The organism is Pseudomonas graminis (assembly GCF_900111735.1).
Taxonomy (GTDB): Bacteria; Pseudomonadota; Gammaproteobacteria; order Pseudomonadales; family Pseudomonadaceae; genus Aquipseudomonas; species Aquipseudomonas graminis.
In genome coordinates this window covers 1-22203 of record NZ_FOHW01000025.1, presented here as the reverse complement: position 1 = coordinate 22203, position 22203 = coordinate 1, and the positions used below count along the sequence as shown (strand labels likewise).

The window sequence follows — 22203 nt, the reverse complement described above, 5'->3', positions numbered from 1 at the left end:
GAGCGTGGCTTGTCCCGCGATCTGGCGCGCAGCGGCAGTAAGTTCTTGAACCCGGTTTGTCTGAATCAACCGGGGAAACGCATTACGACTGCTGCGCAGCCGATCGCGGGACAAGCCACGCTCCTACAGGTTTAAGTCATCCGCGCGCGTATTCATTCCCACGCAGAGCGTGGGAACGATCATTTGAATCATCGTTGTCTCTCTCCGAGGTTTTGCGATGCCGTTACGCGAAGAGTGTCTGTGGGAAACGCTGACGCCGCAAAGGCCCGAAGCGCCCGCGTTGAGCGGGGAAGTGACTGTCGATGTGTGCGTCATCGGCGCAGGTATCACGGGGTTGTCGGCAGCCATTCATCTGCTTGAGCAAGGCAAGACGGTCGCTGTCGTCGAAGCCCATCGCACCGGGCAGGGCGGATCCGGGCGGAACGTAGGACTGGTCAACGCCGGCCTGTGGATTCCGCCTGACGAAATTGAAGCCGGCTTCGGCGAGAAAGTCGGCAGCCAGCTCAACACCATGCTCGGCAATGCGCCGTCGCTGGTCTTCAGCCTCATCGAAAAATACGGCATCGACTGCCAGGCGACGCGCAAAGGCACGCTGCACATGGCGCACAACGCCAAGGGCGAGCTGGACCTGCGCAGCCGGGCAGAACAATGGACGCGACGCGGCGCTCCGGTGGAATTACTCACCGGCAAAGTCTGTCAGGAAGCGACCGGCACCACAGAAATCACCTCCGCATTACTCGATCACCGCGCTGGCACCATCAACCCGATGGCCTACACGAGCGGGTTGGCGGCGGCCGTCACGCAATTGGGCGGCCAGCGTTTCGATCACTCGCCGGTCAAGCGCCTTGAACGACAAGGCTCGCGCTGGTGCGTGATCACCGAAAACGGGGCGGTGCTTGCCGAGCAAGTCGTCATCGCGTCCAACGCCTACACCGAGGGCGAATGGACGGAACTGCGGCGCAACTTCTTCCCCGGCTATTACTACCAGGTGGCCTCGGCGCCACTGACCGAAGACGCGGCGCAGCAGATTTTGCCAGGTGGGCAGGGCTCCTGGGACACGCGCCAGGTGCTCAGCAGCATTCGTCGCGATGCCGATGGTCGGCTGTTGTTGGGCAGTCTGGGCAATGGCAATCAGAAGCCTGGGTGGTTTCTGAAGGCATGGGCGGATCGTGTGCAGCAGCATTATTTCCCGTACCTCAAAACGGTTGAGTGGGAATGCACGTGGACCGGCTGCATCGCGTTTACGCCCGATCACTTGCTGCGAATGTTCGAGCCTGCACCAGGACTGGTCGCCGTCACCGGTTACAACGGACGCGGGAACACCACAGGAACAGTCGTCGGCAAAGCATTCGCCGATTATCTGTGCAGTGGCAACGCCAGTGTCCTACCCATCCCCTTTGCGCAGATGCAGCCGCTGGCGGCCGTCGGACTGCGCAGTTCTTTGTATGAGGCTGGCTTTTCGCTATACCATGCGGGCCAATGCCTCAGAATCGTTATCTGAGAAGAATTCTCTCTCCAAAACAACGCTTTCTCCTACATCCACTACCCTCAAATGGTGCGGCCCGTAGCGGTGCCGCACCGGCGGTGTGCAGTTAGGTGACGCATGCTGTAACAACAGGGTTGTACAGGTGAGGATGGCGCGGTTGCGCGCCTGTCTCGCCAGGGTTGCTCTTTTAAAGTCGCAAGGTTGCACCTTGCGCGGTTTAGACGGTTGCACGCCCCGTGAAAAAGGGCAGGAATCAGTCGGATAGCAACAAAACGACGAGTTTCTCAAGAATAAAAAACCGATGGCACGCCACTTGCTCGCAGCAGCTCTGTGGTCGCAGTGCTAATTAAAAAACCCAAGGAGCACCAACTCATGTCGCAGACGTTCTACAGAAAAGGCTTTCTCGCACTCGCAGTGGCTACTGCCATGGGTGCGGCTTCATTTGCGCAGGCAGCCGACATCAAGATCGGCGTTGCAGGCCCGATGACCGGCGCCAACGCCTCATTCGGCGAGCAATACATGAAGGGCGCTCAAGCAGCTGCCGATGCCATCAACGCTGCGGGCGGCGTCAACGGCGATAAAATCGTCCTGACCGCCTACGACGATGCGTGCGAACCGAAGCAGGCCGTTGCCGTTGCCAACAAGGCTGCGTCCGACAAGGTCGCCGGCGTTGTCGGTCACTTCTGCTCCTCCTCGACCATCCCGGCGTCGGAAGTCTATGACGAAGCCGGCATCATCGCGATCACCCCTGGCTCCACCAACCCGACCGTGACCGAACGCGGCCTGAGCGCCATGTTCCGTATGTGCGGCCGTGACGATCAGCAAGGCATCGTTGCCGGCGACTACATCGTCGACGTGCTCAAGGGCAAGAAGATCGCCGTCATCAACGACAAAGATACCTACGGCAAAGGCCTGGCAGACGCCACCGCCAAGCAGCTGACCAAGCGCGGCGTGAAGCCTGTGCTGGAAGAAGGTCTGACCCGTGGCGAGAAGGACTTCAGCGCCCTGGTCACCAAGATCCGCTCCGTCGGCGCTGACGTCGTTTACTTCGGCGGCCTGCACCCGGAAGCCGGCCCACTGGTTCGCCAACTGCGTGAGCAAGGCCTGAAAGACGTGAAATTCATGTCCGACGACGGCGTTGTCACCGACGAACTGGTCACCACCGCTGGCGGCGCGCAATACGTCGATGGCGTGTACATGACCTTCGGCGCCGACCCGCGCATGCTGCCAGACAGCAAGGCCGTGGTTGAGCAGTTCCGCAAATCCGGCTACGAGCCAGAAGGCTACACCCTCTACGCCTACGCTTCGGTTCAGGCCCTGGCCGCTGGCTTCAACGGCGCCAAGTCGAACAAAGGCGAAGACGCTGCCAAGTTCCTCAAAGCCCACCCGGTCAAAACCGTTATGGGCGAGAAAGCCTGGGACACCAAGGGCGACCTGAAAGTCTCTGACTACGTGGTTTACCAGTGGGACAAGGACGGCAAATATCACCAGCTCGAAAAGCAGAAGTGAGTTAAGCGCTTAGTCGGATCGGTTGTTTCACGGGGGTGAGCCGGGAAACAACCTGATCCGGTAATCGGCGCTGTCTGACGGCGGCGCCGGATTTCTTCTGCTGCCACTGTGTGCGCCGATCTATTCCTCACGAGGGAGTGGTCGCCGCGCGCCAGGTTGGCCTTTCAAGTTCGTGAGCGTGCGTGATGGACGGTATTTTCCTGCAGCAAATGGTCAACGGCCTGACACTGGGCTCGGTCTATGGCCTGATTGCCATCGGTTACACGATGGTCTACGGCATCATCGGCATGATCAACTTCGCCCACGGCGACGTGTACATGATCTCCGCCTACCTCGCAGCCATCGGCCTCGCCGTACTGTCGTTCTTCGGTGTTGAGTCATTCCCCTTTCTGATTCTCGGCACACTGATCTTCACCATTGTGGTGACCGGTGTATACGGCTTCGTCATCGAGCGAGTGGCGTACAAACCGCTGCGTAACTCGACCCGTCTGGCGCCGCTGATCAGCGCGATCGGCATCTCCCTGATTCTGCAGAACTACGCGCAAATCGCTCAGGGCCCACGCCAGCAAGGCGTACCGACCCTGCTCGAAGGCGCCATGCGCTTCGATGTCGGCAGCGGTTTCGTACAGATCACCTACACCAAAATCTTCATCCTGATCGCTGCCTTCGTCGGCATGGGCGTACTGACCTACATCATCAAGTACACCAAGCTGGGCCGGATGTGCCGCGCCACGCAGCAGGATCGCAAGATGGCCTCGATTCTGGGCATCAACACCGACCGGGTCATTTCCTACGTGTTCGTCATCGGCGCAGCCATGGCTGCACTGGCCGGCGTGCTGATCACCATGAACTACGGCACGTTCGACTTCTTCGCCGGCTTCGTCATCGGCATCAAGGCGTTTACCGCCGCGGTACTCGGCGGCATCGGTTCGTTGCCAGGCGCCATGCTCGGCGGGCTGATCCTGGGGGTTGCCGAGTCGCAGTTCTCCGGCCTGATCAACTCCGATTACAAAGACGTGTTCAGTTTCGGCCTGCTGGTAGTGATTCTGATCTTCCGTCCCCAAGGCCTGCTGGGTCGCCCACTCGTGGCGAAGGTATAACCATGTCTGCACCTACTAAACCTATCGATATCAAACAAAGCCTGATCGACGCGGTGATCGCCGGCCTGCTGGCGCTGATCGTGTTTGGCCCGATCGTCGGCATCGTGCTGGACGGCTATGGCTTCAACCTGCAACCGGCCCGCGTCGCCGTGCTGGTGGGCGTGGTCGTTGTCGGTCGTTTCTTCATGAGCCTGTTCCTGCAGACGCCGAAGGGCGTGGCCATCGCGCAGAGTTTTGAAAGCTCGGGCTCCGGCGTGCACGTGCTGCCGCCGGGTTACAAGACGCGCCTGCGCTTCATCATTCCGCTGATGATCCTGATCGCGGTGATCTTCCCGATCTTCGCTGACAAGTACGTGCTGACCGTGGTCATCCTCGGCCTGATCTACGTGCTGCTGGGCCTGGGCCTTAATATCGTGGTGGGCCTCGCCGGTCTGCTGGATCTGGGGTACGTGGCCTTCTATGCCATTGGCGCGTACGGCCTGGCGCTGGGTTATCAGTATCTGGGCCTGGGGTTTTGGTCGGCGTTGCCGCTGGCAGCCATTGCAGCGGCGCTTGCCGGTTGCATCCTCGGCTTTCCGGTGTTGCGCATGCACGGGGATTACCTGGCGATCGTGACCCTGGGGTTCGGCGAGATCATTCGTCTGGTGCTCAATAACTGGCTGTCGTTCACCGGCGGACCGAACGGAGTGGCAGTGCCGGCGCCGACCTTCTTCGGCCTGGAATTCGGACGTCGCGCCAAAGACGGCGGCATCCCGATCCACGAGTACTTCGGCTTCGAATACAACCCGGACCTGAAATTCATCTTCATCTACACCGTGCTGTTTCTGGTGGTGCTGGCTGTGCTGTACGTCAAGCATCGCCTGACCCGCATGCCGGTCGGCCGCGCGTGGGAAGCCCTGCGTGAAGACGAAATCGCCTGCCGCTCCATGGGCCTGAACCACGTGCTGGTCAAGCTTTCGGCCTTCACCATCGGCGCGTCGACGGCCGGGCTGGCCGGTGTGTTCTTCGCCAGCTATCAGGGCTTCGTCAACCCGACCTCGTTCACTTTCTTCGAGTCGGCGCTGATTCTCGCCATCGTCGTGCTCGGCGGCATGGGCTCGACCGTCGGCGTGGTCATCGCGGCCTTCGTGCTGACCGTCGCACCGGAACTGCTGCGCAGCTTCGCGGAGTACCGCGTCCTGCTGTTCGGCATCCTCATGGTGCTGATGATGATCTGGCGTCCCCGTGGCCTGATTCGCATCAGCCGTACCGGCGTACAGCCACGCAAAGGCGTGCTGGCCAACGTGGAGGGCGCGTGATGAGCGACGAAATCGTTCTGTCCGTGGAAAACCTGATGATGCATTTCGGCGGCATCAAGGCCCTCAGCGACGTCAGCCTGCAAGTGCGGCGCAACTCGATCTTTGCCCTCATCGGCCCGAACGGCGCCGGCAAGACAACGGTGTTCAACTGCCTGACCGGCTTCTACAAAGCCACGGGCGGGCGCATCGAGCTCAACGCGCGGGGCAAGAAGACCAACGTCATTCAGCTGCTCGGCGAGCAATTTCGCGCCGCCGACTTCGCTTCGCCGAAGCGCTTCGGCAGCCGCCTGTACTACAAAATGTTTGGCGGCACGCACCTGGTAAACCGTGCGGGGCTCGCGCGTACGTTCCAGAACATTCGCTTGTTCAAGGAAATGTCCGTCATCGAGAACCTGCTGGTCGCACAGCACATGTGGGTCAATCGCAACATGCTGGCTGGCATCTTCAACACCAAGGCCTATCGCAAGGCCGAAGACGACGCCATGAGCACTGCGTTCTACTGGCTCGAAGTGGTGGATCTGGTCGACTGCGCCAACCGTCTGGCCGGTGAACTTTCCTACGGCCAGCAACGCCGTCTGGAGATCGCTCGCGCCATGTGCACGCGTCCGCAGGTCATCTGCCTGGACGAGCCAGCAGCTGGTTTGAACCCACAGGAAACCGAGGCGTTGAGCGGCATGATTCGCCACCTGCGCGATGACCACGACATGACCATCGTGTTGATCGAGCACGACATGGGCATGGTCATGGGCATTTCCGACGACATCGTCGTGCTCGACCACGGCAACGTGATCGCCAAGGGCAAACCGGAGCAGATTCGCAACGATCCGAAAGTGATCGCGGCGTATCTGGGCGCTGATGAAGAGGAGTTGGTATGAGTAAGCCGATCCTCGAACTGAAAGAGATCGACGTGTATTACGGGCCGATTCAGGCCCTGAAGAAAGTCTCGATGCACATTGACGAGGGCGAGACGGTCAGCCTGATCGGCTCCAACGGCGCGGGTAAGTCCACGCTGCTGATGTCGATCTTCGGCCAGCCGCGCGCGGCCAGCGGCCAGATCATCTATCAGGGCACTGACATCACCCACAAGTCGTCCCACTACATCGCGTCCAACGGTATCGCTCAGTCGCCTGAAGGCCGTCGCGTGTTCCCGGACATGTCGGTGGAAGAGAACCTGATGATGGGCACCATCCCCATCGGCGACAAACACGCCGGCGAAGACATGCAGCGCATGTTCGAGATGTTCCCGCGGCTCAAGGAGCGTCGCAACCAGCGGGCGATGACCATGTCCGGAGGTGAGCAGCAAATGCTCGCCATCGCGCGCGCGTTGATGAGCCGTCCCAAGCTGCTGCTACTGGACGAACCGAGCCTGGGGCTGGCGCCGATCATCGTGAAGCAGATCTTCGCGACGCTGCGCGAGCTGGCGCAGACCGGCATGACGATCTTCCTGGTCGAGCAGAACGCCAACCACGCGCTGAAGCTGTCCGACCGTGCTTACGTGATGGTAAACGGCGAGATTCGCCTGACGGGTACGGGTAAGGAATTGCTCACCAATGAGGAGGTCAGGAACGCCTATCTCGGCGGTCACTGATTCCTGATCAATGCAGAAAAAACAAGCCCCGGGTGGATAACTTCCGGGGCTTTTTTATGGCAAAGCCGAATTGTGGAAAACAATTTTGGGCAACTGCTAAAACGCGACATATAGCCGCTGCAAATCGCTGTTTTGTCACGCTTTTGACTTGTTCAGTTTTACTGTGGAAGCGACTGTGAATAAGTTGGGAGCAGCTGGCTGGAAGCCTTGTTTTACGTGGCTTACAGCCTGTTGATCAATATTTGACCAGTTGTTTCGGCCGGTATTTTAGTGGGATTTGTCAACGTTGTTGTGGCTGGTTTTTTATACAGTCTTTATGTAGTGCCGACCTGTGGATAAGTCTGTGTGCAACCGTTGGAAAGACCGCCGCAGATAGCGCAATCTGTGGTCTGGAGCGTGCATTCCTGTCCACCCACCCAAGTCCTGAGAAAATTCGACGGCAGATGGCCCATGGCCGGTCAAGTAAAAACATCGTTCAAGTTACCCACACGCCCCGTATGCCGGGACTCTAGGCGTTTCGATTTGCCCCCAGAAAATGGTTGCCTGACTGTGGATAAGGTGGGCAAAAGTATCTGTAGGCCATACGGAATAAGGGGTTGGGGAAGTTGGTTGTTTTTTATACAGCAGAACGGTCGTATGACGATGTTGCTGATGGTGCTTGATCCCGGCCTGTTAGCGCGGGCATTCTCCAGAAACTTCCTACACGCAACGCTGCTTGCGTGACATTTCCGCTTGGCTTGATAAGCCCGCATCGTTAGTCAGGAGAAAGAAATGACCTCTACCGTATTCATTACCGGGGCCACTTCCGGGTTTGGCGAAGCCTGCGCCCGTCGTTTTGCCGAGGCGGGCTGGTCGCTGGTGCTGACCGGTCGCCGTGAAGACCGCTTGCAGGCGCTGAGCGCCGAATTGTCGAAACAGACCAAGGTGCACACGCTGACGCTGGACGTGCGTGATCGGGCGGGCGTGGAGCGCGCTGTGGAAATCCTGCCGGCTGAATTCGCGAAAATTCGCGGCCTGATCAACAACGCCGGCCTGGCGCTGGGGATTGATCCTGCACCCAAGTGCGATCTGGATGACTGGGACACCATGATCGACACCAACATCAAAGGGCTGGTGTACACCACGCGCACGCTGCTTTCGCGTCTGATCGCCTACGGCCGCGGGGCCAGCATCGTCAATCTTGGTTCGGTGGCGGGGAATTATCCGTACCCGGGCGGTAACGTGTATGGCGGCACCAAAGCGTTCGTCGGACAGTTCTCGCTGAACCTGCGCAATGACCTGATCGGCACCGGCGTACGGGTGACCAATCTTGAGCCGGGGCTGTGTGAAAGCGAGTTCTCGCTGGTGCGTTTCGGCGGCGATCAGGCCAAGTACGACGCCACCTACGCAGGCGCCGAGCCGATCCAGCCCCAGGACATCGCCGACACCATCTTCTGGATCATGAACACGCCGGCCCACGTCAACGTCAACAGCCTGGAACTGATGCCCGTCAGCCAGACCTGGGCCGGGTTTGCGATTGATCGTAGTCGTGGCGAGAAGTAAGTCAGTTTTACTGATGTGATCGCTCTCCCGCTCCGCGTGGGAATGCGCTAACCGACGCTCCGCGTCACCGGCGGCTGGGACGCGGAGCGTCCTGGGCTGCATCCCCACGCAGAGCGTGGGAACGATCGTTAGCCGGCTCCTACAGGGGCGAGCATTAAAACGGTTGGCGTCACAAGGCCGGGGTGCCTCAGGCGTTGAAGTACTCGGCCAGCCCGATGTAGCAGGTCGCCAAGTGATAGGGCGTAGTGGAAGGCATGTCGCTGCGGCTGATCTGCCCCTGGCTGTCGAGGCACTCGTTCCAGCCGGCGGGGTGCAGGAACTGCGCTTGCAGCGCTTTCAACTGGCGCGCCAGCAGGCGCTCGCTATCAGGTCGTAACGTCAACGCGCGCAGGTATTCAGCCTGGGCCCAGATGCGCTGCGTGCCGTCTTTCACCGAGCCGTCCACTTCCAGCGTCGCCGCGACCGCGCCGTTCGTTTGATCGACGCCCTGTGCCTCGGCGTGGGCGAACGCAGTCTCCAGCGAACGATACAGCGGCGTGCCCCGCAGACGCGCAGAAGACGCTAGCAGGTAGAACCATTCGAACTGATGACCCGGCTCGGACCAGTTATCCACAGCGTCCAGCGGTTTTTCCAGCATCACCCCATGCTCGACATCGACGAAGCGTCGCTGCATGGCTTCCACCAACGCATCCAGCGCCCCCTGCGTGTCAGCGTCATCGCGCACCGCGAGCGTGCCGAGAAACGCTTCGGCCAGGTGCATCAGCGGGTTCTGCAGCGGGCCGGCGTTGAGCGAAGACCAATCCTCGGCCAGCACGGATTCGAACAGGCCATCGCCGTCGGCAAAGCGCTCGGCGACCACGTTCAGCGCGGCGTTGAGTACCGACTCCACCAACGGCTCACGGACTTGGCCCCAGTAATGCGCGCAGGCAAAGACGATGAAGGCGTGGGTGTAGAGGTCCTTGCGGCGATCCAGCGGCGCGCCCTGTGGATCAATGCTGTAGAACCAGCCGCCGTGCTCGGCGTCGTGAAAGTGCTGCTGCAACGAACGAAACAGAGCCGCCGCGCGAGTTGCGGCGTCGGGTACGTCGGGGTGATCGATCAGGCTTGAAAACAGAAACAGCTGACGCGCACAGGCCATGGCCCGGTAGCGCTGCGGCGGCAAAGGCCGATGCTGAGCGTCGACCGCCTCGAACGGCAACGCCATCTCGGCATTCCATCCCGGGCCCTGCCACAACGGCACGACCACGCGCATGAAGTGTCGTTGCACCTCGGCGAATGCGGCGGACAGTTCAGACTTGGCGGTGGGAAGGGAAGCGTCAGGCATTGGATGGCGTCACGGCAGTGGCAAATTGCGCGACATGGTAGCAGGAGGTGAGGCGGGCGGGGCAGCGGGGATCGATTGATCCCCGCCGAGTCCTGTAGGAGCGTGGCTTGTCCCGCGATCTGTCGCGCAGCGGCAGCAAAGCTTACCTACCGGATCAACCAGGATGACCGCGCTGGCCTGCTTTACGACGACTTCGTCGCCGATCGCGGGACAAGCCGCGCTCCTACATTTTCGGATGTCATTCAGCCCGCAAACAACCAGACGCCGGTCGCAGCCGACAGCGCACCAGCAACCCGCACAACCGGTGACGCCGCCGATGGCAGAAACCGCACAACGGCATAACCCGCCGCATGCAGCGCCGCCGTCGCGCCGACAAACCCGAGCGCATAACCCCATGGGCTCGACATCTCCGGCAGCTCCAGACCATGGGCCACGCCGTGGAACAGCGCAAACAGCGCCGTCGCCGCGACGGCCACGAACAGCGGCGGACGCACCGCCAGCGCCACCGCCAGGCCCAACGCAAACACCGACGCCGCAATCCCGCTTTCCAGTGCAGGCAGCGCCAGCCCTTCAAACCCGAGCAAGCCGCCCATTAGCATGGTGCCGACGAACGTGCACGGCAGCGCCCAGCGCGCCGCGCCTTTTTGCTGTGCCGCCCAAAGGCCGACGGCGATCATCGCCAGCAGGTGATCGATGCCGCCCAATGGATGGCTGATGCCGGCCACAAGACCGCTTTCATCATGGCCGGGATGGGCGAAGGCCAGCGCCGGAACGAGGAGCAGCGCCAACGCGCCGAATACTTTTTTGCCGTTCATGAATGAATTCCTTGCTTCACTTGGGTGTGAGCCATTTGGGTGGACGAAATCATGCCGCAGTCAGCAGGCCCTGGCGCTCGATGAACGCGATGATCTGCTCCAGGCCGTGACCGGTTTTCTGGTTGCTGAACACGAACGGCTTGTCGCCGCGCATCTTCTTGGTGTCGCGGTCCATCATCTCCAGCGATGCACCCACCAGCGGCGCGAGGTCGATCTTGTTGATCACCAGCAGATCGGATTTGCAGATGCCAGGGCCACCCTTGCGCGGCAGCTTGTCGCCTGCTGACACGTCGATCACGTAGATGGTGAGGTCCGACAGCTCCGGGCTGAACGTCGCCGACAGGTTGTCGCCACCGGATTCGACGATGATCAGGTCCAGTCCCTCGAAGCGCCGATTGAGCTGGTCGACGGCTTCCAGATTGATCGAGGCGTCTTCGCGGATCGCCGTGTGCGGGCAGCCGCCGGTTTCCACGCCGATGATGCGCTCGGGCGCCAGTGCTTCGTTGCGCACCAGAAAGTCAGCGTCTTCACGGGTGTAGATGTCGTTGGTGACCACCGCGAGGTTGTAGCGGTCGCGCAGGGCCAGGCACAGCGCGAGCGTCAGCGCGGTCTTGCCGGAACCGACCGGACCGCCGATGCCGACGCGCAAAGGTTGGCTGTTCATTCGTTCTCTCCGTTAAGCGTGTTGTGCGGTTCGAGGTGCTGCAGCGACGGCGGCCACCTCATGATCGGAACAGGCGGCTGTACTGCCGCTCATGGTTCATGCTCGCCAGCGCCAGACCGAATGGCGCGCTGCCGATGTGTTCAGGGTTCAGTGCGGTCGCGTCCTGCTGAGCCTTCTGCAGCAGCGGCAGCAACTCACTGGTCAGGCGCTGGGCGGCTTGCTGGCCCAGTGGCAGGGTTTTCATCAGCACCGCCAATTGGTTTTCCAGCCAGCTCCAGAGCCAGGCGGCGAGTGCGTCGTGAGGACTGATCTGCCACGCCCGCGCGGCCAGTGCCCAACCCAGCGCCAGATGGGGCTCGCCCACACGTTGTAGAACGTCTCGCGCAGGTTGATCCATTTCCGGCAGGCCGTTGAGCAGTTGTTGCAGCGAGTAGCCCATCTGCCGGCTTTCGAGGTGCAGCTCGCGTGTTTCGCGGCTGGCGCGGTGTGCTTCGCTCAATTGCAGTAGCGTCGCCCAGTCGTCTTCGGCAGCCGCTGTGCAGTGCGCCAGTAAAAGCGGCGCCTCGAAGCGCGCAAGGTTGAGCAGCAACTGGTCGCCAATCCAGCGGGCGGCGCTGGCCGAGTCGTGAACGATCGATTGCTCGACCGCCATTTCCAGGCCCTGGGAATAGCTGTAGCCGCCGATTGGCAGCTGGGGGCTTGCCAGACGCAGCAGCGCCCAGGCGGCGTTCACGTGCGTACGCCGAATTGATGAATGCGCGGCGCGTAGTTGAAGTCTTCCTCACCGGCGCGCGAGTGGTGATGGCCGCCGCCGTACGCGCCATGTTCCGGCTGGAAGGGTGCTTCGAGGGATTCGGTGGTGGCGCCCAGTTGATCGAGCATGGCCTTGAGCACGTAGTCGTCCAGCAGTCGCAGCCAACCGTCGCCCACTTGCAGCGCCACATGGCGGTTACCCAGGTGATACGCCGCCCGGGTCAGTTCGAACGTATTGCTGCACGTCACGTGCATCAGTTGCTCGGGGCGCGCGCAAACACGCACGATCCGGCCGTCTTCAGCCTTGAGGAAGTCGCCATCACGCAGCGGCGGCTGACCCCGCTCAAGGAACAGCCCGACATCCTCACCCTCGGCACTGAAACAGCGCAGCCGGCTCTTGCTCCGCGCCTCGAATATCAAATGCAGCTCTGCGGCCCATTCAGCCTGAGGTTCGGTCCGTTGATGAATCACCAGCATCAGATAGCTTCCAGCAATGTGCGATGCAAGTGCTAGAGCAAGTGGCTTGCCAACAGGCGACCAGAACAGAAATTGCCTGAATACGGTGCAGAGGGCCGAAATTCAGCAGGCGTGACGCTCAGTGGTGGGGCGCGAGGAAAGATTGCGCACCGGCATGGTGCGCTTGAGTTGTGGCGCTACTAATCGGTACGGCGCTGGAATCTTCTGGGGTGGACGCTAGGTCTTCGCGGGCAAGCGCGCTCCTACACGGGATCGCGTTCCAAACGCAGGTTTACACTGCCTGCGACAACGACTTCAGCACCATCACCGTATCCATGTTTAGTACCGCAACCCACTGTAGGAGCGCGCTTGCCCGCGAATGGCCTTTGCAGGCGCTGAATCACTCAGTACTGCCCAACCCCTTCCAGCGCTTGGCGCCGATGAAGATGAAGCGCAGCTGTTGAGTGATTTTCGCGCGTGGGGTCAGGTGTGCGGCCAATGCCGGGGGCGGCGGGTCGATCAGCTCGGGGAGCATGGCGAACACGCTCTTCACCACCAGGTCGGCCATGACCGAAAGGTCGTCGGTGTCCAGGTGCCGGAATTTGGGCATCGACGCCAGGTCGGTCGCAAGGTCGGCGATGATGCCTTCGCGCAGCGCACCGAGCGCCTGACGGACTTTCAGCGAGCCGCCGTATTGCTCCCGCGCCAGAAACAGAAACTGCGAGCGGTTGGCGGCGACGACATCCAGAAAGATGCGGATGGAGGCATCAATGATGCCGCTGTCGATATTGTGGTTGTGACGCACGCGCCGAATGGTTTCACGGAAGGTCTGGCCGACCTCGCTGACCAGCGCCAGGCCCAGGTGGTCCATGTCATCGAAATGCCGATAGAAACCGGTGGGCACGATGCCGGCGGTTTTCGCCACTTCACGCAGGCTTAAGCTGCCGAAACCGCGTCCGCTCTCCATCAGGCCCCGTGCTGCATCGAGCAGGGCATGGCGGGTCTGCTGTTTCTGTTCGGCGCGGGGCAGCATGGGGCGTGTATCTGATGGAGGCATGGGCCGCAACTCTAGCAAATGCATTTGCGTGGCGTCGAACCCGGTTTTGCGTCGGGCAATAAAAAGCCCGGCGATCAAGGCCGGGCTGTTCTCATGTTTTTTGTCGTGCCGATTTTTGGGTGATCTGACCGGCCTCTTCCCGGCTGAAGCCGGTCCTACGGGGTGCGCGTGTCTTCCGTAGGACCGGCTTTAGCCGGGAAGGCGTTACCTGCAGCGAGTATCGCTCAGGAAACGCGTTGATACTGCTGAATCAGCCGATCAGGGCCGTTGTCGGCCACTCGCTGGTATTGATTGATCAATCGATTCGGGCCGTCTTGCGCAATGGTCGGCAAACCGGAATGCTGCGTCGCCTTCGCTTCGCCGAGGATCGCTTGTTCGCTGGCAGGCATCGCGAATGCGCTCGAGGCAAGGAGGGAAAGGGTCAGGGCAATCAATTGGCGTTTCATGGAAGGATGCTCGGGTGTAAAGGGGTGTGTGAACGTGCTGGCGATTTTACCGCTGCCCGTTCGATAAAGAAGTTCAGCGGGCTGATGGTGACCATCGACAGAAATGATGCGGCTTCGCGCACCTTGCCCGGCGGGCGTTTCAGCGTGTTTAAGGCCAATCCTCAAACCCTTCTGGACGTACGGTATTGGCGGGCTGCGGAACTTTTCTGACCATGAATACAGATTTCATCAAACCGACGCGGGTTTTCTCAGTCGAACCGTTACGACGTACGACACGCGCCCTGGATGGCGCGTCGGTTTTTGGGGAGACAACGCAATGATGCGAGGCCGTAAAATCTTTGCCTGGACAGCTGCAATCCTGCTGCTGTTGCTGGTGATTCTGATCATTGTGATCGCGACGTTCGACTGGAACCGGCTCAAGCCGACCATCAATGAGAAAGTGTCTGCAGAACTGCATCGCCCCTTTGCCATCAACGGCAATCTGGCGGTGAGCTGGCACCGTGAGCCCGACGAAGGCGGATGGCGCGCCTGGGTGCCATGGCCGCACATGTCGGCGGAAGACATTTCACTGGGCAACCCGGAATGGTCGAAGACGCCGCAGATGGTCACGCTCAAGCGCGTCGACCTGCGCTTGTCTCCCTTGCCATTGCTGGCGCAACGCGTGGTCATTCCGCGTATCAACCTGACCGAGCCCAACGCGAAAATCGAGCGTCTGGCCGATGGCCGCGCCAACTGGGTGTTTGATCTGCCCAAGAGCGACCCGAACGCCAAACCGTCGAGCTGGGTGGTCGACATTGGCTCGATCGGCTTCGATAAAGGCTTCGTGAGCTACAACGACCAGAAGATCAACACGGCGGTCGATGTCGTTATCGATATGCTCGGCAAGCCCATTCCCTACAGCGACATCGTCGGCAGCAGCGAGGCGAAGAAGGTCCAGGACAAGGGCGCTTCGGCACAGGACTATGCCTTCGGCTTTACCGCAAAAGGCCAGTACCACGGCCAGAAGCTAAACGGCAGCGGCAAAGTCGGTGGACTGCTGGCATTGAAAGACGCCACGCAGCCATTCCCGGTGCAGGCCGACGTTAGCGCGGGCGCCTTGCGTGTCGCCATTGCGGGGACCGTGACCGATCCGCAGAACTTGGGTGAGCTGGACCTGCGCCTGAAACTCTCCGGCGACAGCCTCAGCAACCTGTATCCCCTGACTGGCGTGACCCTGCCGGATTCCCCGCCGTACTCCACCGATGGCCGCCTGATCGCCAAACTGCACGACCCGGCGGGTGCGTCCTTCCAGTACAAGTCCTTCAACGGCAAGATCGGCGACAGCGATATTCATGGCGACCTGGGCTTTGTCGCCAGTGAACCTCGCCCCAAGCTGACCGGCGCGTTGGTGTCCAATCAATTGCTGATGGCGGACCTCAAGCCGCTGATCGGTGCCGACTCCAATGCCGAGCAGAAAACCCGGGGCGGCGAGAGCAAACAGCCGACAGGCAAAGTGCTGCCGGTCGAGGAATTCAAGACCGATCGCTGGGCTGCCATGGACGCCGACGTGGAGTTCACCGGCAAGCGCATCGTGCAGAGCGCCGACCTGCCGTTTACTGACCTGTACACCCACGTAGTACTCAACGATGGCGTGCTGAGTCTGGAACCGCTGCGATTTGGTGTGGCGGGCGGCAAGCTCGACGCCGACATCAAGCTCAACGGCCACACCCAGCCGCTGGAAGGGCGTGCGAAGCTTTCGGCCCGGGGCTTCAAGCTTAAGCAGTTGTTCCCGACTTTCGAGCCGATGAAAACCAGCTTTGGTGAGCTCAACGGTGATGCCGACCTCAGTGGCCGTGGCAACTCCGTGGCAGCGTTGCTGGGCACGTCCAACGGCGATCTGAAGATGCTGATCAACGACGGCGCTGTCAGCCGAGGCCTGATGGAGATTGCCGGGCTGAACGTCGGTAATTACGTGGTCGGCAAGCTGTTCGGCGACAAGGACGTGAAGATCAACTGTGCGGCCACTGACGTAGGCTTCAAGGACGGCCTGGCGAGCACCAAGGTGTTTTTGTTCGACACCGAAAACGCGATCATTTACGTCGAAGGCACGGCGAACATGAAGACCGAGCAACTGGACATGAAGGTGACGCCGGAATCGAAAGGCTTCCGGGTTTTCTCCTTGCGTTCGCCGCTATATGTGCGCGGGCCGTTCAGCAAGCCCAACGCGGGGGTTGAATCAGGTCCGTTGCTGCTGCGCGGCGCAGGCATGGTGCTGTTGGGCGCGGCAGTCGGGCCGGCGGCAGGGTTGCTGGCGCTGGTGGCACCGAGCAGTGGCGACGCGCCTAACCAATGCACCGGGTTGCTGGAGCAGATGCGTTCAGGCAAGGCGCCGAAAACGGTGAAGTGAGTTCGGCGCAATGATTCTGCGCCCTAGTCCGCTCGTGTAGGAGTGAGCTTGCTCGCGAAGAGGCCAGTACAGCCGACATATCTCGGCGCCTGGAGCACCGCTTTCGCGAGCAAGGTGGAGCGCCACCCCCGGTCACTCCTACAGTTGACCGCGTACAGCACATAATCCTGCGGGGTCTTCAATCCCGCACCCACAAAAAAGCCAGGGCATATGCCCTGGCTTTTTGCGTTGCGTGCGGCGTATCAGAGGCCGTCGAGCAGGTCGGCCATGTCGTCGGCGTGCTCTTCTTCTTGCGCCAGAATCTCTTCGAAGATACGGCGGGTGGTCGGGTCCTGATCACCGATGTACTGAATGATTTCACGGTAGCTGTCGATCGCGATGCGCTCGGCTACCAGGTCTTCAGTGATCATCTCTTTCAGCGTGTTGCCGGCCACGTACTGCGCGTGGGAATTCTTGCTCAGCAGGTCCGGGTTGAATTCCGGCTCGCCGCCCAACTGCACGATGCGCTCGGCCAGCTTGTCAGCGTGTTCAAGTTCTTGATTGGCGTGTTCCAGAAACTCGTCAGCCGCCGCGTGGGATTTGATGCCCTTGGCCATGAAGTAATGGCGCTTGTAACGCAGGGTGCAGACCAGTTCAGTGGCCAGCGACGAGTTCAGCAAACGCAGGACCTCATCACGATCACCGTTGTAGCCTTCAGTGACGGCGCCGTCTTCGACGTTTTTGCGTGCGCGCTCTCGCAGGGTGGCGACGTCGGTCATTGGGTGCAGATTGATCATCAGATTTCTCCAGGGCTGTTCCGGTTTTTTTCCGTCGCGCTCTGTTGCGCCGTGCTTACGCAGGCGCCCGGCAGGATCGGGGTCTTAATGTGTGAGTGGTGGGCGCTGGCAAAAGTTTGATTTTTGTTCACAGACTTTTTGACGCGGGTCAGATTGTCGCGGGGTAACGTCGCGGGGGGTAGAACCAAGGCGGGGTCAGGACGGGGTGCGCATGTTTGCGCAGGAATCGCCCGCGATGACAGCAGTGCCGGGCATCTTTGCGATGCCACGGCGCTCGTGATCGCGAGCAGGCTCATCCAATCAAAGCCCTTTCATACGAAGGGCCTCAGATCACATGGCGCGTTCGTTGGCGTCACGCTGTTCGCAGGTCATGAAGCCCTTGCTGTTGACGCGGCCATTGTTGTCGAAGGTGACGTAGTACGCCTGCTGATGGCCTTCGCGGTTCAGCACGTAGTTGTTGCAGGTACCTGGATGGGCGCGACGCTGCATGGAGGTCGATGGCGTGCCACCAATGGTCAGGACCTGTTCTTTGGTCATGCCTTCCTCAACCTGCTTGACCAGCGGCTCATTGCGATAGGTCGCGTAATCAACCGGGTTCGGCAGGGTGGTCGATGCGCAACCAGCCAATGCGGCCATGGAAATCACTACTGCCAGGGATTGCTTGAACATTCGAATCGCTCCGCGAAAAAGGCCATTGTTGGCCCGTTGCTGTTAGGAGCGTTGAAGAGGCGAAAGAGTTCGATCAAATTGATGGCGATGGGGCATTACCGGGTTCTGTCATGTTTCATGAATGTTTCCCGACTACTTTCACATAGCTGACTTGACCCGATTGCTCTGATCAAAACGCTCACTCAGGAACGTCCCTTCATGCCGCAAGAACAGGCCACGCGTTATCCCATCGTTCTGGTACCGGGGTTGATGGGGTTCGTAAAGCTGGTGGTCTATCCGTATTGGTTCGGTATCGTGCCGGCGCTGCGTCGGGGCGGCGCGCATGTCATTCCGGTGATGGTTTCGGCAGTCAATTCCACCGAGATTCGCGGGGAACAACTGCTGGCCCGCGTGCAGGAAATTCTCCTGGAAACCGGCGCGGCCAAGGTCAACCTGATCGGTCACAGTCAGGGTGCGCTGACCATTCGATATGTCGCGGGTGTTCGCCCTGACCTGGTCGCCTCGGTCACCTCGGTCGCAGGGCCCAATCATGGCTCGGAACTGGCCGATTACTTTGAAGCGCATTACCCGCCCCGCACCGTGAAAGGACGTGTGGTCAACGCTGCAATCCGCCTCACCACGCTCATCACCAGCCTGCTCGACACCGGTTATCGCGGCACGCGTCTGCCCGTGGATGTCGACGCTGCGCACCATTCGCTGACCACGCGCGGAGTGGCGCGCTTCAACCGGCTGTTCCCCCAGGGATTGCCTGAACACTGGGGCGGGCAGGGCGACGAGGAGGTCAACGGCGTGCGCTATTACTCGTGGTCCGGGACGTTGCAAGCGGGGCGCACAGAACGTGGCAAGAACGTCTTCGATACGTCAAATCTCTCCTGCCGAATATTTGCTCGCACGTTCACGAAAGAGCGAGGTCAATCTGATGGCATGGTCGGGAGGTGCAGTTCTCACCTGGGTAAAGTCATCGGTGATGACTACCCGCTCGACCATTTCGACATCGTCAACCAGCACTTCGGGCTGGTGGGCAAGGGAGCCGATCCCGTGGGGTTGTTCCTTGAACATGCCGCGCGTCTCAAAGCCGCCGGTCTTTGACTTATTTGGCCGTAGTTCGTGATCAGTCGACCCGTGAGGTCGCGTAGGAAGAGATGCGATGAGCGATAAAGAGCTTTATGAAATCGAGTACACGCTGGCCGGTGAGCACCATGTCGATCTGATTGAAAACCTCGACGTGCCCATCATCGAGGTCGTGCACGAGCTGGCGCTCAAGCACAACGTGGCCGTTGAAGATGACCCCTTCGATACCGGCGAGGACACCATCGGTCTGCCTCATGTTCTAGGCATTACCGACGTGTCGATTCACGCTGCGCAGGAGCACGACAAAGCCTGATTGCCGGTTTCATCCGAAGGACAGGCTTAATGGATTGCGGCCTTGCGCAGCGGTGTGGTCCAGCGTTCTGCCAGGATCACCCCGCCCAGCGTCAGGGCACCGCCGATGAAGTGATACGACGCCAGCTGCTCGCCCAGTGCGAGCGCAGCGACCAGCGCCGTCAGGATTGGCACCAGGTTGAAGAACAACGTGGTACGGCTTGGTCCCAAGATGGAGATCGCTTTCATCCACAGCAACGGCGCGAGCATCGAGGTCGGGATGCACGCATAGAGCACCAACGGAATGTTGCTCGCGTTCAGGCCGGTTTTCGGTGAAATCGCGAACAACGGAAACAGCGCGATGATCGCCACCAGAATCTGCAGGTACAGCAGCTGCAACGGCGGCATGCGCAACTGCCATTTCTTCAGCAGCGTGCTGTAGGTCGCATACGCCAGTGTCGCGACCAGCATCATGACGTCGCCGATGTTGATGCCATGGGCAATCAGCAAGCTCCAGCTCCCTTGGGACACCACCCATAACACGCCCGCAAACGACACGATTGCGCCGACCAGTGCGCCCGCGGTCAGCCGTGTGCCCAGGCTGGCAATCGACATGCCCAGGGTCATCACTGGCACCAGTGACAGAATGATGCCCATGTTGGTGGCTGTCGTGATATTCGCCGCGTAGTACGCCAGGCTTTGATAAATCGCCATGCCCAGCACGCCCAGCACCACGACCTTGCCGATGATGGGTTTGATCTGCGCCCGGTTACGCAGCACGGGACCGAGCAGAAACGGCGTGAACAGGAAGCCCGCCAGCAACCAGCGATAGAAGCCGATCTCGGCCGGGAAAATACGCCCGGCGGCTGCCTTGGTGATGACGTTGTTGCCCGCCCAGATCATGACGGTGAGCAGTGGATAAAGGTATTGCATGACCGGACCGGCGGCTGAGTGAGGCGGCCATTATCGGCCTGTCAGTCCGCGCGTCCAGCGTGCGCTGCGCATTTGCAGAAATATGCAGCAACATTCTTTGACTACACTGCTCGTAAAGCCATGCAGGTGCGTGGCGCTTCCGGAGAAAAGCGATGACGATGCTGCGTATTCCTCTGCTGGTGATGGGCCTGCTGTTGAGCGCCCAGGGTTTTGCCGCCACCGCCCAACAAAACAAGATGACCACCTGCAACGCCGATGCCTCTGCCAAGTCCTTGAAAGGCGACGAGCGCAAGGCGTTCATGAGCACCTGCCTGAAGGCCGCGCCTGCGCCTGCCGCGACCCAGCAGGAGAAGATGAAGACCTGTAACGCAACGGCGAGCACCCAAGCGCTCAAGGGTGATGCCCGCAAGACCTTCATGAGCGATTGTCTTAAAAAGAAATAATTTTCCGAGCCAATGGCGGGCGTCGAAATGCGGCGCCAACCCCTGCTTTTTTTGCGATTGCGGCCGATGAACCGGTTTGCAATCGCAGCCTCCTCACGCTTGAGCTCTCAAGGGCTTTCGCGTCGCTGGTTCTCCACTCAGAACGCTGGCAGACTGCCCATCCTTCACGCCGCTCGTTTTGAGGCTGTATGCCAACGTTTACGCCCCGTCAAGTCTATCTGGCCAGTTGCATTCTCGTGTTCGGCGGGTTGCTGCTGGTGCTGCCGCTGAACCTTCTGCCCAGTCTGCTGGCGGGTTTGCTGGTATATGAACTGGTCGACATGCTCACCCCGCAGCTGCAACGGCTGATTGCCGGCGAGCGTGCGCGGTGGCTGGCGGTGGCATTGCTGGGGACCTTGGTGGTGACGGTGTTGGCGTTGCTGTTTGCCGGCGCGATCAGTTTCCTGCTGCACGAGGCGGAAAACCCCGGCGCGTCGCTGGATAAATTCATGATTCTGGTGGACCGCGCCCGCGGTCAGCTGCCGCCTTTCATCGACAACTACCTGCCGGCCAGTGCCACCGAGTTTCAGGTGTCGCTCAGCGCCTGGCTGACCAAGCACCTGGGCGAGCTGCAACTGCTCGGCAAGGGCGCGGCGCACATGTTCGTGACCTTGCTGATTGGCATGGTGCTGGGCGCGATCATCGCCCTGCAGCGCATCCCCGATGTCACCAAGCGCAAGCCACTGGCGGCGGCGCTGTTCGAGCGTTTGCACCTGCTGACTCAGGCCTTTCGCAATATTGTTTTCGCGCAGATCAAGATCTCGCTGCTGAATACGGCGTTCACCTCGATTTTTCTGGCGGTGATCCTGCCGCTGTGTGGCGTGCACTTGCCGCTGACCAAAACCCTGATCGTGCTGACCTTCCTGCTGGGCTTGCTTCCGGTGGTCGGCAACCTGATGTCCAACACGCTGATCTTCATCGTCGGCATGTCGTTGTCGATCTGGGTGGCGGTGGCGGCGTTGGGTTATCTGATCGTGATCCACAAAGTCGAGTATTTCCTAAACGCACGGATCGTCGGCGGGCAGATCAGCGCCAAGTCGTGGGAATTGCTGCTGGCGATGCTGATCTTCGAAGCCGCCTTCGGCCTGCCGGGGGTGGTGGCAGGGCCGATTTATTACGCCTACCTGAAGAGCGAACTGCGCCGGGCGGAGTTGGTATAGCGGCAGGTGCTCAACAGGTGCTCACCCTTTTTACGGCTGCACGCGGTGTTTTTGTGGGACCGGCTTTAGCCGGGAAGGGGCCAGATTGCACACCATCAATTTTGCGGCGTGAGGCCCGACGCATTCCCGGCTAAAGCCAGTCCTACATGTGCACGCGGTGTTTTTGTGGGACCGGCTTCAGCCGGGAAGGGGCCAGATTGCACACCATCTATTTTGCGGCGTGACACCCGACGCCTTCCCGGCTAAAGCCAGTCCTACATTTGCACGCGGTGTTTTGTGGGACCGGCTTCAGCCGGGAAGAGGCCGGTTTGTGCACCATAAAATTTGCGGCGTGACACCCGACGCATTCCCGGCTAAAGCCGGTCCTACATTTGCACGCGGTCAGTAGGACCGGCTT

Annotated in this window: 22 protein-coding genes; 12 read left to right on the top strand and 10 right to left on the bottom strand. The window is 60.5% G+C overall.

Annotated features, from left to right (window positions below; genetic code table 11):
* Positions 1-217 precede the first annotated feature (217 nt).
* From amaA to BMY98_RS17900, 7 genes are all read left to right on the top strand, one after another.
* Complete coding sequence (amaA, locus tag BMY98_RS17930) at positions 218-1501, top strand: L-pipecolate oxidase (protein WP_074891395.1); 1284 nt, start codon at positions 218-220, stop codon at positions 1499-1501.
* A 357-nt stretch (positions 1502-1858) separates the two neighbouring features.
* On the top strand, positions 1859-2995 hold the full coding sequence (locus BMY98_RS17925) for an ABC transporter substrate-binding protein (protein ID WP_074891393.1): 1137 nt from the start codon (positions 1859-1861) through the stop codon (positions 2993-2995).
* 185 nt (positions 2996-3180) lie between these two features.
* Positions 3181-4095 carry an ABC transporter permease subunit gene (locus tag BMY98_RS17920; protein WP_037015668.1) on the top strand — a complete coding sequence of 305 codons (915 nt, stop codon included), beginning with the start codon at positions 3181-3183 and terminating at the stop codon, positions 4093-4095.
* 2 nt (positions 4096-4097) lie between these two features.
* Positions 4098-5393 carry a high-affinity branched-chain amino acid ABC transporter permease LivM gene (gene livM / locus BMY98_RS17915; RefSeq protein ID WP_074891392.1) on the top strand — a complete coding sequence of 432 codons (1296 nt, stop codon included), beginning with the start codon at positions 4098-4100 and terminating at the stop codon, positions 5391-5393.
* Positions 5393-6268, top strand: a complete 876-nt coding sequence (locus BMY98_RS17910) for an ABC transporter ATP-binding protein (protein ID WP_074891390.1) — start codon at positions 5393-5395, stop codon at positions 6266-6268. The genes livM and BMY98_RS17910 overlap by 1 nt, the downstream gene beginning before the upstream one ends.
* Entirely contained in the window at positions 6265-6981 is a 717-nt protein-coding gene (locus BMY98_RS17905) for an ABC transporter ATP-binding protein (RefSeq protein WP_074891389.1), read from the top strand. The genes BMY98_RS17910 and BMY98_RS17905 overlap by 4 nt, the downstream gene beginning before the upstream one ends.
* Before the next feature lie 771 nt (positions 6982-7752).
* Positions 7753-8523, top strand: coding sequence for an SDR family oxidoreductase (locus BMY98_RS17900; protein WP_074891387.1), 771 nt, complete (start codon positions 7753-7755; stop codon positions 8521-8523).
* A 187-nt stretch (positions 8524-8710) separates the two neighbouring features.
* Here the strand turns inward: BMY98_RS17900 and BMY98_RS17895 are convergent, their stop codons facing one another.
* From BMY98_RS17895 to BMY98_RS17865, 7 genes are all read right to left on the bottom strand, one after another.
* The gene (locus tag BMY98_RS17895) at positions 8711-9847 is read right to left on the bottom strand and encodes an AGE family epimerase/isomerase (RefSeq protein ID WP_074891385.1); all 1137 of its coding nucleotides are present in this window, start codon (positions 9845-9847) and stop codon (positions 8711-8713) included.
* 242 nt (positions 9848-10089) lie between these two features.
* Positions 10090-10662 (bottom strand): HupE/UreJ family protein, encoded by a 573-nt coding sequence (locus BMY98_RS17890; RefSeq protein ID WP_074891384.1) that lies wholly within the window; start codon positions 10660-10662, stop codon positions 10090-10092.
* 49 nt (positions 10663-10711) lie between these two features.
* Complete coding sequence (gene ureG / locus BMY98_RS17885; RefSeq protein WP_074891382.1) at positions 10712-11326, bottom strand: urease accessory protein UreG; 615 nt, start codon at positions 11324-11326, stop codon at positions 10712-10714.
* Positions 11327-11384: 58 nt separating this feature from the next.
* Positions 11385-12059 carry an urease accessory protein UreF gene (locus BMY98_RS17880; protein WP_074891381.1) on the bottom strand — a complete coding sequence of 225 codons (675 nt, stop codon included), beginning with the start codon at positions 12057-12059 and terminating at the stop codon, positions 11385-11387.
* Entirely contained in the window at positions 12056-12556 is a 501-nt protein-coding gene (gene ureE / locus BMY98_RS17875) for an urease accessory protein UreE (protein WP_074891379.1), read from the bottom strand. The genes BMY98_RS17880 and ureE overlap by 4 nt, the downstream gene beginning before the upstream one ends.
* 379 nt (positions 12557-12935) lie before the next feature.
* A complete protein-coding gene (locus BMY98_RS17870; protein ID WP_074891378.1) occupies positions 12936-13568 on the bottom strand; it encodes a TetR family transcriptional regulator in 633 nt (210 codons plus the stop codon).
* Positions 13569-13816: 248 nt separating this feature from the next.
* A complete protein-coding gene (locus BMY98_RS17865; protein WP_074891376.1) occupies positions 13817-14038 on the bottom strand; it encodes a hypothetical protein in 222 nt (73 codons plus the stop codon).
* 316 nt (positions 14039-14354) lie between these two features.
* Here BMY98_RS17865 and BMY98_RS17855 point away from each other — a divergent pair, with 316 nt between their 5' ends.
* On the top strand, positions 14355-16424 hold the full coding sequence (locus BMY98_RS17855) for an AsmA family protein (RefSeq protein WP_074891373.1): 2070 nt from the start codon (positions 14355-14357) through the stop codon (positions 16422-16424).
* 242 nt (positions 16425-16666) lie between these two features.
* Here BMY98_RS17855 and BMY98_RS17850 read toward each other — a convergent pair whose 3' ends face one another.
* Positions 16667-17200 (bottom strand): ferritin-like domain-containing protein, encoded by a 534-nt coding sequence (locus BMY98_RS17850; protein ID WP_065987767.1) that lies wholly within the window; start codon positions 17198-17200, stop codon positions 16667-16669.
* Between the two features lie 330 nt (positions 17201-17530).
* Entirely contained in the window at positions 17531-17869 is a 339-nt protein-coding gene (gene osmE, locus BMY98_RS17845) for an osmotically-inducible lipoprotein OsmE (RefSeq protein WP_074891372.1), read from the bottom strand.
* A 198-nt stretch (positions 17870-18067) separates the two neighbouring features.
* On the opposite strand from osmE, the gene BMY98_RS17840 reads away from it, so the two are divergent.
* Positions 18068-18958 carry an esterase/lipase family protein gene (locus BMY98_RS17840; protein WP_074891370.1) on the top strand — a complete coding sequence of 297 codons (891 nt, stop codon included), beginning with the start codon at positions 18068-18070 and terminating at the stop codon, positions 18956-18958.
* A 58-nt stretch (positions 18959-19016) separates the two neighbouring features.
* Positions 19017-19253: a hypothetical protein gene (locus BMY98_RS17835; RefSeq protein WP_074891368.1), complete on the top strand. Its 237-nt coding sequence runs from the start codon at positions 19017-19019 to the stop codon at positions 19251-19253.
* Positions 19254-19279: 26 nt separating this feature from the next.
* Here BMY98_RS17835 and BMY98_RS17830 read toward each other — a convergent pair whose 3' ends face one another.
* Positions 19280-20164, bottom strand: coding sequence for a DMT family transporter (locus tag BMY98_RS17830; RefSeq protein WP_074891366.1), 885 nt, complete (start codon positions 20162-20164; stop codon positions 19280-19282).
* A 152-nt stretch (positions 20165-20316) separates the two neighbouring features.
* Between BMY98_RS17830 and BMY98_RS17825 the strand changes: the two genes are divergently transcribed.
* Complete coding sequence (locus BMY98_RS17825; protein WP_074891365.1) at positions 20317-20607, top strand: PsiF family protein; 291 nt, start codon at positions 20317-20319, stop codon at positions 20605-20607.
* A 188-nt stretch (positions 20608-20795) separates the two neighbouring features.
* Positions 20796-21806 carry an AI-2E family transporter gene (locus BMY98_RS17820; RefSeq protein WP_065987762.1) on the top strand — a complete coding sequence of 337 codons (1011 nt, stop codon included), beginning with the start codon at positions 20796-20798 and terminating at the stop codon, positions 21804-21806.
* The last annotated feature ends 397 nt before the right edge of the window (positions 21807-22203 follow it).

Excerpts from the sequence above, each read along its gene's own strand:
- amaA (WP_074891395.1), top strand. The coding sequence starts at position 218 with ATGCCGTTACGCGAAGAGTGTCTGTGGGAAACGCTGACGCCGCAAAGG.
- BMY98_RS17925 (WP_074891393.1), top strand. The coding sequence starts at position 1,859 with ATGTCGCAGACGTTCTACAGAAAAGGCTTTCTCGCACTCGCAGTGGCT.
- BMY98_RS17920 (WP_037015668.1), top strand. The coding sequence starts at position 3,181 with ATGGACGGTATTTTCCTGCAGCAAATGGTCAACGGCCTGACACTGGGC.
- livM (WP_074891392.1), top strand. The coding sequence starts at position 4,098 with ATGTCTGCACCTACTAAACCTATCGATATCAAACAAAGCCTGATCGAC.
- BMY98_RS17910 (WP_074891390.1), top strand. The coding sequence starts at position 5,393 with ATGAGCGACGAAATCGTTCTGTCCGTGGAAAACCTGATGATGCATTTC.
- BMY98_RS17905 (WP_074891389.1), top strand. The coding sequence starts at position 6,265 with ATGAGTAAGCCGATCCTCGAACTGAAAGAGATCGACGTGTATTACGGG.
- BMY98_RS17900 (WP_074891387.1), top strand. The coding sequence starts at position 7,753 with ATGACCTCTACCGTATTCATTACCGGGGCCACTTCCGGGTTTGGCGAA.
- BMY98_RS17895 (WP_074891385.1), bottom strand. The coding sequence starts at position 9,847 with ATGCCTGACGCTTCCCTTCCCACCGCCAAGTCTGAACTGTCCGCCGCA.
- BMY98_RS17890 (WP_074891384.1), bottom strand. The coding sequence starts at position 10,662 with ATGAACGGCAAAAAAGTATTCGGCGCGTTGGCGCTGCTCCTCGTTCCG.
- ureG (WP_074891382.1), bottom strand. The coding sequence starts at position 11,326 with ATGAACAGCCAACCTTTGCGCGTCGGCATCGGCGGTCCGGTCGGTTCC.
- ureE (WP_074891379.1), bottom strand. The coding sequence starts at position 12,556 with ATGCTGGTGATTCATCAACGGACCGAACCTCAGGCTGAATGGGCCGCA.
- BMY98_RS17870 (WP_074891378.1), bottom strand. The coding sequence starts at position 13,568 with ATGCTGCCCCGCGCCGAACAGAAACAGCAGACCCGCCATGCCCTGCTC.
- BMY98_RS17865 (WP_074891376.1), bottom strand. The coding sequence starts at position 14,038 with ATGAAACGCCAATTGATTGCCCTGACCCTTTCCCTCCTTGCCTCGAGC.
- BMY98_RS17855 (WP_074891373.1), top strand. The coding sequence starts at position 14,355 with ATGATGCGAGGCCGTAAAATCTTTGCCTGGACAGCTGCAATCCTGCTG.
- BMY98_RS17850 (WP_065987767.1), bottom strand. The coding sequence starts at position 17,200 with ATGATCAATCTGCACCCAATGACCGACGTCGCCACCCTGCGAGAGCGC.
- osmE (WP_074891372.1), bottom strand. The coding sequence starts at position 17,869 with ATGTTCAAGCAATCCCTGGCAGTAGTGATTTCCATGGCCGCATTGGCT.
- BMY98_RS17840 (WP_074891370.1), top strand. The coding sequence starts at position 18,068 with ATGCCGCAAGAACAGGCCACGCGTTATCCCATCGTTCTGGTACCGGGG.
- BMY98_RS17835 (WP_074891368.1), top strand. The coding sequence starts at position 19,017 with ATGAGCGATAAAGAGCTTTATGAAATCGAGTACACGCTGGCCGGTGAG.
- BMY98_RS17830 (WP_074891366.1), bottom strand. The coding sequence starts at position 20,164 with ATGCAATACCTTTATCCACTGCTCACCGTCATGATCTGGGCGGGCAAC.
- BMY98_RS17825 (WP_074891365.1), top strand. The coding sequence starts at position 20,317 with ATGACGATGCTGCGTATTCCTCTGCTGGTGATGGGCCTGCTGTTGAGC.
- BMY98_RS17820 (WP_065987762.1), top strand. The coding sequence starts at position 20,796 with ATGCCAACGTTTACGCCCCGTCAAGTCTATCTGGCCAGTTGCATTCTC.